This is a genomic window from Paenibacillus popilliae ATCC 14706 (assembly GCF_000315235.1).
GTDB classification, from domain to species: domain Bacteria; phylum Bacillota; class Bacilli; order Paenibacillales; family Paenibacillaceae; genus Paenibacillus_B; species Paenibacillus_B popilliae.
Genome location: NZ_BALG01000510.1, coordinates 1 through 273 on the forward strand (window position 1 = coordinate 1; position 273 = coordinate 273).

The window sequence follows — 273 nt, forward strand, 5'->3', positions numbered from 1 at the left end:
ACCAATCTCGACTCTCTCCCTCCGGAGAGTATGTCGGTTGTAAGTGGGCAATTTTCAACCGATGATATTGGGTATTTTACATCCGATTTTCACACTATGCCTGGCTGTGCCAGCAGAAATCCCGGACGATGCCCAAGAGCTTGCTGGGACAAGCGATTGGCTACAGCCTGAACCAGTGAGACAAGCTGACGGCGTTTATGAAGGACGGTCGGCTAGAGCTGGACAACAATCGGGGGGAACGTTCGATCAAGCCGTTTGTGATCGGACGTAAAA

General features: G+C 51.3%; 1 pseudogene. It reads left to right on the top strand.

The features are described from left to right. Positions 1–98 precede the first annotated feature (98 nt). Positions 99–273: pseudogene (locus PPOP_RS21435) on the top strand (IS66 family transposase); the annotation flags it as partial.